Origin of the sequence: Oceanobacillus luteolus (assembly GCF_042678205.1) — a bacterium.
GTDB classification, from domain to species: domain Bacteria; phylum Bacillota; class Bacilli; order Bacillales; family Amphibacillaceae; genus Oceanobacillus; species Oceanobacillus luteolus.
On sequence record NZ_JBHUDE010000152.1, the window covers coordinates 25884 to 33746 of the forward strand.

Consider the following 7863-nt stretch of genomic DNA (forward strand, 5'->3'; position numbering starts at 1 on the left):
ACAGACACTCCAAACAGAAGGGTGTCTGTATTTATGTTATATAATGGAAAAATGCACGCTGTAATCTTCTGAATAATATGCTACCATGGATTTATATTCAGGAGGGAATAGAGGGGTATGCAATGGTATTACATGTGGGTGTTATCCTACTGACAACTATTATCATTAATATAGCGGTCAAACTGTTATTAAGAAGATTGCTTTCTATTAAAAAAGAACGACTGAAAATCTTTTCTCATAATTATTTTAACAAATTGCATAGAAATATTGATCGGGTAGTTCGATATATGTCCTTGATTACTCAAATTGTTCTTCTTTATTACGTGATATTTCATGACTCCTTTATACCTATTTTATTTGGTAGTATAATCTTCTTTTTTATTCTTCAAAGTCTCATTCAAGCTATATTTGAATGGAAGTATTCACCGACTCCAAAGAAATCCATTCTGACATTTAGTGAAATGATAATTTGGACAGTGGGATTTATTTCTATTTTCCGAGTGCTGTTATAGTCACTTTAAATTCATGAGGGGTGAATAAATTGGGCTCAAGAATTATGCATGCCATTATTGGCCATAAAATTGCTGATGAAATTAAAATGAATGATAAGCAAGTTTTTCTATTAGGTAGTATTGCACCGGATGCTGTATTCACCGTGGAAGAGAAAAATGCCTCGCATTATTTTATTGGTGATGCTGAAGATCATTCTAGAAGAGTTGATGTTGAGGGGTTTCTTAAGGAACACCATACTATGGTGGATGCCAGGAATGATTACATATTGGGATACTATACGCATTTACTAGCTGATGATATTTGGCTTAAAGGATTTTATCTTTCCTGGCTGAAAAACAGAATGAAAGAAGTTGAAGGACTATATCAGCTATACCACCAAGATTTCCGCTTACTGAATGGAAAACTATTAGAGCACTATGGGTTGGTGGATGACCTACGAAAAGCATTTACTATGATTCCAACTGTACCAGACCTGAATAACGTCAAATCCAAAGATGTGGAAGAGCTTGTCCCTTTTGTGTTAGGGGATATGGATTATGATCAAGCAGTGAAGAATGAGAAACTTCAAGTTTTTACATTTGAACAGATTATCGGCTATATCGAGACTTCTGTTGAATTGGGATTGTACAAATTGAAATCTGTCTCATCTTTAAATGAAAAAGAGAAATCTATCAAGAGTTAGTAGGCAGCATTGGAGGGGATTGGACTTGCAGAAAATAATTGATGCGCATATTCACTTGGATTTATATAGCGAATTCGAACAAAAAGAAATCCTAACCACATTGGAGCAAAACGATATTGCTGGACTAATTACAGTTTCCAATCATTTGGAATCAGCTAAAAAGAATCTGGAGTTAGCTAAGGAATATGAAAACGTCTTTCCTGCATTTGGTTTTCATCCAGAACAAGTGTTACCGAAAGAAAATGAAATGGTAAAGCTCATCAATTTTATCAAACAGCATGAAAATGAGATGGTGGCGATCGGTGAAGTTGGATTGCCGTATTACTTAAGGAAAGAAGAGAAAGATATTGAGCTTGAAGCCTATCTCGAGTTACTGGAGCAGTTTATCCTTTTAGCAAAGGAAGTGGATAAACCGATTATTCTTCATGCTATCTATGAAGATGCGCCGCTTGCTTGCTCATTATTAGAGAAGCATTCCGTCACCAATGCTCATTTCCATTGGTTTAAAGGTGATCAGAAGACGCTGGAACGTATGAAAGCAAACGGATATTATATATCCTTCACACCGGATATCACTTATAAAAAAGAAATACAGAATATCGCTGAGAATTTTCCACTCAGCAAAGTAATGGTCGAAACCGATGGACCATGGCAATTTAAAGGCCCATTCCACAATCAAATGACAAATCCCAATATGATTCACGAATCAATGAGAGTTATTGCTAGTATAAAACAAGTCAATCTGCAGGAAGCATACGGTCAAATCTATCAAAACACTAAAGATTTTTATAAAATTCGGGGTTAAACCATGTCCTTCATTCAAATTTGTCTATAAATATCCTAAAATTCTATTAAATGTGTTAAAATTAGTATAAAAATTATTGGGACAATTGATCCCGGAACAGGAGGTTTACTGAATGGACCTTAATTTAACAGGAAAGTCAGTTATTGTTGCAGCCAGCAGCAAGGGGTTAGGTAAGGCGGTTGCTCTGCAGTTTGCTGAAGAAGGAGCTCATGTCCTAATTTCCAGTCGGAATGAGGCTGAATTAAAACAAACAGCTGCCTATATTATAGAAAAGACAGGGAATGAAAATGTCCGCTATCAGGTTTGTGACATTACAAGCCCAGATCAAATAAACAGTTTAATAGATACCGCAATCGAGTGGAACGGTAAGGTGGATGTGCTTATCAATAATGCGGGCGGACCACCGGCAGGTACATTCGATAAATTTTCTGATGAAGATTGGCAACAAGCATTTGAATTAAATCTATTAAGCTTTATCAGATTGATCAGGGGAGTATTGCCATCCATGCGTGAAACTGGCACTGGAAGAATTGTAAATATAGCATCTTCTTCCGTAAAACAATCGCTGGATAATCTGATTTTATCTAATACATATCGAGCTGGGATTGTCGGCCTATCAAAAAGTCTTTCCCAGGAATTAGCAAAAGATAATATCCTCATTAATACTGTTGGACCTGGACGGATTGCGACTGATCGAGTAACAGAATTGGATGGAATTCAAGCGAACATACAAGGAGTTACCGTCGATGAAATCCGTAGTAAAGCTGAAAGTTCCATCCCGATGGGGAGATATGGAAAACCGGAGGAATTTGCAAAAACAATTGTTTTCCTTGCTTCAGGTGCTAATACCTATCTAACTGGTCAAACAATTGTTGTAGATGGTGGTTTAGTCAAGGCTTTATAATTATAAAAAAATACTTCAAAGTGTATGCATAAAAGGGGCAGAGATGATGACAACGACAACTTTAGTTGATGAAGTTTCTACGATACTTCATAAAGCATATCAAACCAAAAAGCCGATTGAATTTATCAGTAACCAATATTCTTTAGATGAAGCCACATCCTATGCGGTACAGGATGAATTGATTAAACGTAGATGTAAATCGGAAAAATTGGAAGTTGCAGGCTACAAAATTAGTATGACTAGTGCAGAAACACAGGCGATTGCTAATACACATGAACCTGCATATGGGACATTGTTGACGAATAATATTGTGAAGAGCGGGGATGGAGTTCGTTTATCTTCACTATTTGATCCGCTGATAGAACCTGAGATTATGTTTATTTTAGAAGAAGATTTGAGTCTGGAAGCTAGCGAGGGGGAAATCATCAGCAAAAGCAGACTTGCTGCCGGGATTGAAATTCCAGATGCACGTTATATTGATTGGTTCCCTAATTTTTCATTAACTGACTTACTTTGCGATAATACAGCAACAGGCTTAATTGTCGTTTCAGAATCCATTGCACCGCTATCTATTGCGGATTTAATGGGTATCAAAATGGAGCTGTTCCATAATGGAGAGAAAATCAGTGATGGGGATTCTTCCGCTGTTCTCGGTAATCCAGTTACTGCAGTAGCCTGGCTTTCAGAAAAACTCGCAAGTAAAGGCAAGGTGTTGAAGAAGGGAATGACAATTTCATCAGGAACATTCATCTCACCGATCAGGGCAGAAAAAGGAACATATAAAGTAAGCTACTCCCAAATTGGAGAAGTTGAAATTACATTGAAATAATAAAAAAAGGTAGCGATAATGCTACCTTTTTTCAATCCAAGTATTTGTTTTTTAAACTGTCTGAACCAGCGCCACCAATAACCATTAAAACTAATGGTGCAAAATTGACCACGCCTTTAGGCAGTCCTTCTAAGATCATAATATTTGTACCAATAAAATGGTTTAATCCAAAGATAATTAGTTTGAACACTAATAGAAATGCACCTAACATAAACACACTATCAAAAAATGTTTTCCATTTTGGATATGCCAATTTTTTACTATCTTGAATCACTTGTTCCGTCAATTCTTTGTCACTCCTTAACATTTCATCTATTGTGATACCGAACAAATCACTTAATTCAATGATTATTTCGATACTCGGATAGTTCTTACCAGTTTCCCATTTTGAAACGGATTGACGACTCACATGGATTTTGTCAGCAAGCTCAGTTTGTGACCACCCCTTTTTTTCCCGTTCCTTCTTTAATCTTTCGCTAAAGATCATGTTAGTCATCACCTTTCCTTATTTCCATTATTGATGGATGATATCATCAAAGTAAAGATAGTTATACGTGCATCAAGGAGCAACTTGATGTTGCCAGTTTACAAGCTTGTCTATTTAAGTATTTTATCCTTAAAGTTTTAAAGTAACTACTGATGGATTTAATTGTATTGCAGCACTGTTTTGTAGGCAGTAAAAAGGGACAAAATCGTTAAGATTTTATCCCTCATTGTTTTTTATTTAATGACATATGGACTAGATGACCGTTATATCTTCATAATCCTTCGTCGTTATTTCCTGGGAAATAACGACAGTACGATAGTATAGCAAATTGTTTACAACTTTTTGGTTATATCCCCTTTAATAAATCCCCATAATCCATCAAATACTTTCGCATCGTATAAGGATATGATCAATACTAGAGATATCGGACCAATGATTAAACCAATCACACCAAATAACTGCAGTCCCGCAAATAAGGAGACAAGGATTGCGAGAGGGTTCAAACTTAGGCTTGTTGAAAGAACTTTTGGTTCTGCAAATTGCCGGACAGTTACAGTAGAAGCATAGAGGATCATTAATCCGATTCCCATGAACAAGTCTCCTGTGAAAAAGCTGTAAATACTCCACGGAATTAATACCAGTCCAGGGCCCAAGTAAGGTAATAAATCAAGTAGTCCAAGAATGACTGCAATGGTTAAAGCATTTTCCACCCGTAAAATGAATAAACCAATGAGACTGACTACAAAGGTGAGGATCATCAAAATAATTTGTGATTTCAAAAAGCCGAAGATTTTTCTTTGCAAGTCACGAAATACATCCCATGTTTTTTCCCTAATAATAGAAGGCAGTTTACGATAGAATCTAGCGTACTTGTCAGAATCTTTGCTGATAAAATAAATGGCCAAAATGGAAAAGATTATCACTGTAAACGTAATCGGAAGAGCTCCGATGATGGAGGTGATGGCATTGGCAATACCTTGTCCAAGACTGCCAAGCATCGATGCAATATTGTTTCCAACTATTAGAAACCCTTCTTGCAGTGCTTCTTGTTGGGCAGGATCCATTTCATCAAGCCAGCCTATACTTTGATCCCATAGAGGTAATATAAATTCATTAAAGTAATTTTGTAGATTACTGGCGACGATTTTGATTTGATTAGGCACATACTCAGATAAATATAAAATCCCATCAATCGTCAATTTGATGAGGGCCGTAAGAAAACCGCCAACAATTGCTATTAGAAAGAGGATTCCGGTTAAAACCGCAAGTGGCCTAGGAAAGCGTAGGTACTTTTCGAATACACTGACGATGGGTTGAATCAAAAAGGCGAGAAGTGCTGCTATAAGAAATGGATAGGTCAACCTTAGAAAGTGAAACAGTAAAAACAGCCCAATAACGGTGAGTAGAAGAATAAGCAATATTCTAAAAATCAATTGTACGACTGGGTGCTTCATCAAACGACACTCCTCTTACCATCAAGGGAAACCTGTTTAATAAACGTTCATTCCCTATATTCTTAAATAATGTTATCACAGATTTGAAAGTTGCACTAGATTGGGCTCGTTCACTAGATAGTTGTCCTCTTGTAAGAAAAATAGACGTAAAGGTTTTACCCTAAACGCCTAATATCTAATCTGCTAAATAGTTTTCTGTATAGTAAGGCTGGGAGTTTTTATCAAATGCGACACCGACAGATAACGATTCATATCCGTTTCGAAGTTTGTTCTCACGATGACCTAAAGAATTCATCAATCCTTCATGTGCAAATATACTGCTAGGCTGACCAGTTGCCAAATTTTCCCCAGCGATTCGATATGAAATGGCATCTTCCGTTAAACGGTCGAAGGGGGATTGACCTTGTAAGTTGGTATGACTAAAATAACTTTGTTCAGCCATATCCTCACTATGTGCCCGAACCGTTTCTCTTGCTGATTCGTTCCACTCCAAAGCAGGTAATCCGAATTTGACTCTAGTTGAGTTCGTCAAATCAAATAAGACATATTCAAGACCTTCCCGTAACTGTTGGTCAGGTTCTGCAAAATACTTTCTCTTTTGTTCTTCCAATTCCTCATCTATTATTAAAATCGATGTTACTTTTGATCCTTGGTGTTTATCATAGAAAAACGTCACATAGCTATCATCGAGTTTAAACATGTTAAATTCTCCATTATCTTGGATTTGATAATTTATCAATCCTTTTCTCAAAGCCTTGAGTGGTTTTGGCATGACGGAGAGGACTTCATCACGTGTACTTGCAAATGTTAAGCCGTTGGAAGAGCTTAGTAAATCGTGATTCGTATACATTGCATTTACTTTATCCTGTTCATTATAAGATACCATGATGAAATTCTGATAACTTTCATGGTATGCCACCCAATCCACTCCATACTCGTTTCTCGATGTCCTCTTCGGTTCTCCAACCTGATCTTCGACGTCATTACGATCGTCTCCGAGTACAATATTATGAATAGAAAAAGTTTGTTCACTAGGAGGGCTTAAGCTCGGCTTTTCTTGACTGGAAGGTGCTATATCTTCTGTTTGTTGGTCGGACAGCCTGTCAGCCAGATATTGTACCTCTTGTTTTACCCAATCCACACTATTGCTGACTACAGGATGTTCCCATATTTCATGAAGGTCATCGCGAACATCTTCATAGACTCCTATAAAACCAGCTTGTTCGAAACTATCTCCATAAAGATGCCATAGAAAAGCACCAACAATAAACAAAACAATAAGATTCCGTAAAATTGACAAATTCCCACTCCCGTCAGTCTGGGCTGTATTGTTCCCAGTTATTAATCTATGATGTATAAAGTCCGAATGATATTAAGTTTCATAGTAATCATTCTTACCAAATGTCCAATCTACATACTTGTAAATTGCACACTTTATTTTATCATATAAGCATACACGGATCGTACAATTTTAAATTACTGCAGATAAATAGCATGTAATAATCTTTCTAACCGCATTTAATAGCTATTACATTTCTGCTCATCATCTGCTAATCAAATGTGAGAACCTTTTACGTTCGATTAGGCACGGAATTTCAACTTCTAATCAGATGTGAGAACCTCTTACGTTCGATTAGGCACTGATTTTCATCTTTTAATCAGATGTGAGAGCCTCTTACGTTCGATTAGGTACTGAGTATCATCTTCTAATCAGATGTGAGAGCCTCTTACGTTCGATTAGGTACTGTATTTCATCTTTTAATCAGATGTGAGAACCTCTTACGTTCGATTAGGTCTTGAATATCATCTTCTCATCAGATGTGAGAACTTCTTACGTCTGATTAGGTACTGTATTTCACCTGCTAATCAAATGTGAGGACCTCTTACGTTCGATTAGGTACTGAATTTCATCTCCTAATCAGATGTGAGAACCTCTTACGTCTGATTAGGTACTGTATTTCACCTGCTAATCAAATGTGAGAACCTCTTACGTTCGATTAGGTTCTGTATTTCATCTTCTAATAGTCAAGTCCATAATTCTGTGTAAAAGCATATTTTCGACCAGTAGTAATATTATTTGAAACCATAGTGTGAGAGCAGCCACAGCTTTGCTGCTTGCCATTGACTGTAGTGCCCGATTCTTAGTATTTGCTGGAAGGGGTCGGGGCCCCACCGGCAAATGCTTAGAA

The 7863-nt window shown here is 36.9% G+C and carries 8 protein-coding genes; 5 read left to right on the plus strand and 3 right to left on the minus strand.

The genetic code is table 11. From position 1 onward, the window contains the following. Positions 1-122 precede the first annotated feature (122 nt). From ACFSBH_RS16810 to ACFSBH_RS16830, 5 genes are all read left to right on the plus strand, one after another. Entirely contained in the window at positions 123-512 is a 390-nt protein-coding gene (locus ACFSBH_RS16810) for a DUF4181 domain-containing protein (protein ID WP_379598705.1), read from the plus strand. A gap of 29 nt (positions 513-541) precedes the next feature. After that, the gene (locus ACFSBH_RS16815) at positions 542-1195 is read left to right on the plus strand and encodes a zinc dependent phospholipase C family protein (RefSeq protein ID WP_379598707.1); all 654 of its coding nucleotides are present in this window, start codon (positions 542-544) and stop codon (positions 1193-1195) included. Positions 1196-1220: 25 nt separating this feature from the next. Further along, positions 1221-2000 carry a TatD family hydrolase gene (locus ACFSBH_RS16820; RefSeq protein ID WP_251514685.1) on the plus strand — a complete coding sequence of 260 codons (780 nt, stop codon included), beginning with the start codon at positions 1221-1223 and terminating at the stop codon, positions 1998-2000. A 112-nt stretch (positions 2001-2112) separates the two neighbouring features. Continuing rightward, positions 2113-2904 carry an SDR family oxidoreductase gene (locus tag ACFSBH_RS16825; protein WP_379598709.1) on the plus strand — a complete coding sequence of 264 codons (792 nt, stop codon included), beginning with the start codon at positions 2113-2115 and terminating at the stop codon, positions 2902-2904. A gap of 46 nt (positions 2905-2950) precedes the next feature. After that, positions 2951-3733 (plus strand): 2-keto-4-pentenoate hydratase, encoded by a 783-nt coding sequence (locus ACFSBH_RS16830; protein WP_251514690.1) that lies wholly within the window; start codon positions 2951-2953, stop codon positions 3731-3733. 31 nt (positions 3734-3764) lie between these two features. Here ACFSBH_RS16830 and ACFSBH_RS16835 read toward each other — a convergent pair whose 3' ends face one another. From ACFSBH_RS16835 to ACFSBH_RS16845, 3 genes are all read right to left on the minus strand, one after another. Next, complete coding sequence (locus ACFSBH_RS16835) at positions 3765-4220, minus strand: helix-turn-helix domain-containing protein (RefSeq protein ID WP_251514692.1); 456 nt, start codon at positions 4218-4220, stop codon at positions 3765-3767. A 332-nt stretch (positions 4221-4552) separates the two neighbouring features. Beyond that, entirely contained in the window at positions 4553-5674 is a 1122-nt protein-coding gene (gene ytvI / locus ACFSBH_RS16840) for a sporulation integral membrane protein YtvI (RefSeq protein ID WP_251514694.1), read from the minus strand. A 175-nt stretch (positions 5675-5849) separates the two neighbouring features. After that, entirely contained in the window at positions 5850-6974 is a 1125-nt protein-coding gene (locus ACFSBH_RS16845) for a CAP domain-containing protein (RefSeq protein WP_251514697.1), read from the minus strand. Between the last annotated feature and the right edge of the window lie 889 nt (positions 6975-7863).

What these genes read in the sequence shown, in the direction of transcription:
- ACFSBH_RS16810 (WP_379598705.1), top strand. Translation starts at nt 123, where the DNA reads ATGGTATTACATGTGGGTGTTATCCTACTGACAACTATTATCATTAAT.
- ACFSBH_RS16830 (WP_251514690.1), top strand. Translation starts at nt 2,951, where the DNA reads ATGACAACGACAACTTTAGTTGATGAAGTTTCTACGATACTTCATAAA.
- ytvI (WP_251514694.1), bottom strand. Translation starts at nt 5,674, where the DNA reads ATGAAGCACCCAGTCGTACAATTGATTTTTAGAATATTGCTTATTCTT.
- ACFSBH_RS16825 (WP_379598709.1), top strand. Translation starts at nt 2,113, where the DNA reads ATGGACCTTAATTTAACAGGAAAGTCAGTTATTGTTGCAGCCAGCAGC.
- ACFSBH_RS16835 (WP_251514692.1), bottom strand. Translation starts at nt 4,220, where the DNA reads ATGATCTTTAGCGAAAGATTAAAGAAGGAACGGGAAAAAAAGGGGTGG.